The sequence below is a fragment of the Streptomyces sp. MAI_2237 genome (assembly GCF_054189285.1).
Map to the genome: position 1 here is coordinate 1 of NZ_JAJPGQ010000007.1, position 1,697 is coordinate 1,697.

At 75.7% G+C, this 1,697-nt stretch carries 1 protein-coding gene and 1 pseudogene; one reads left to right on the forward strand and one right to left on the reverse strand.

Features of this window, described 5'->3' with window-relative positions; all coding sequences use genetic code 11:
- Positions 1-764, reverse strand: a 764-nt coding sequence (locus tag LN251_RS35190; protein WP_458248243.1) for a coenzyme F420-0:L-glutamate ligase, incomplete at its 3' end; no start/stop codon positions are given.
- On the opposite strand from LN251_RS35190, the pseudogene LN251_RS35195 reads away from it, so the two are divergent.
- A pseudogene (locus tag LN251_RS35195) lies at positions 765-1,697 on the forward strand (coenzyme F420-0:L-glutamate ligase); the annotation flags it as partial.

Below are 1,697 nucleotides of genomic sequence, written 5' to 3' on the forward strand. Positions count from 1 at the left end.
GCCACCGCCCCCATCGGGTCCCAGCCCTCCGGCAGCCCCAGAACCTTCCGCACCACGTCCCGGCAGAACATCGTCGACGACACCCACGCCGACCCCAGCCGTTCCCCGGCGAGCGCGACCAGGAGGTTCTGCACCCCGGCGCCCGCGGCGACCACGAACATCTCCCGCTCGGCCCCGTCCCGTCGCGCGTCCCCGTACGTGTGCGACCCGTCCATCACCAGGCACGGCACGACCAGATACGGCGCGTTGCGCAGCACGTCGCCGCGCCGTACCCGCTTGGCGATGGACTCCTCGCTCTTGCCGTCGCGCCGCAGATCGGCGATCCACGCCTCGCGCATGGCGTCCAGCAGCCGGACCCGCGACTCCTCGGACTCCAGCAGCACGAACCTCCACGGCGTCGTGTGATGCGGCGCCGGCGCGGTGACCGCCAGCGCGACCGCCCGCCGCACCGCCCCGGGGTCGACGGGCTCGTCGGTGAACGCCCGTACGGTACGGCGCTGGGCCACCGCCTCCCGTACCGCCTCGGAGGTCCCCAGCCGGAACATGTCGTCGCGCGCACCGCGCACCATGGCCCGCGCCCCCTCCCCGTCCTCGTCGGCCACGACGTGCGGCAGCCCGCGCACGACGGCGACCGGGCGGCCGGCCGCCTTGCCCTTGACCAGGTCGCCGGCGGCGGCCAGTTCGTCGGCCGTGGCCACGACGGTCGCGCCCAGCGGATTGCCGTGGGCGTCGGTGCCCCCGCGCAGATCGTCGAGCACCCGCACCCCGCCGGCACCGTGCTGTTGCTGCCCGAGGACCCGGACGCCTCCGCCGCGCGATCCGCGACGGCCCCTGCGGGACGCCCTCGGCGTGCGCGTGGGCGTCGTCGTCACCGACACCTTCGGACGACCGTGGCGCTCGGGCCTCACCGACGTCGCGATCGGCGCCGCCGGGGTGCGGGTGCTCGACGATCTGCGCGGGGGCACCGACGCCCACGGCAATCCGCTGGGCGCGACCGTCGTGGCCACGGCCGACGAACTGGCCGCCGCCGGCGACCTGGTCAAGGGCAAGGCGGCCGGCCGCCCGGTCGCCGTCGTGCGCGGGCTGCCGCACGTCGTGGCCGACGAGGACGGGGAGGGGGCGCGGGCCATGGTGCGCGGTGCGCGCGACGACATGTTCCGGCTGGGGACCTCCGAGGCGGTACGGGAGGCGGTGGCCCAGCGCCGTACCGTACGGGCGTTCACCGACGAGCCCGTCGACCCCGGGGCGGTGCGGCGGGCGGTCGCGCTGGCGGTCACCGCGCCGGCGCCGCATCACACGACGCCGTGGAGGTTCGTGCTGCTGGAGTCCGAGGAGTCGCGGGTCCGGCTGCTGGACGCCATGCGCGAGGCGTGGATCGCCGATCTGCGGCGCGACGGCAAGAGCGAGGAGTCCATCGCCAAGCGGGTACGGCGCGGCGACGTGCTGCGCAACGCGCCGTATCTGGTCGTGCCGTGCCTGGTGATGGACGGGTCGCACACGTACGGGGACGCGCGACGGGACGGGGCCGAGCGGGAGATGTTCGTGGTCGCCGCGGGCGCCGGGGTGCAGAACCTCCTGGTCGCGCTCGCCGGGGAACGGCTGGGGTCGGCGTGGGTGTCGTCGACGATGTTCTGCCGGGACGTGGTGCGGAAGGTTCTGGGGCTGCCGGAGGGCTGGGACCCGATGGGGGCGGTGGC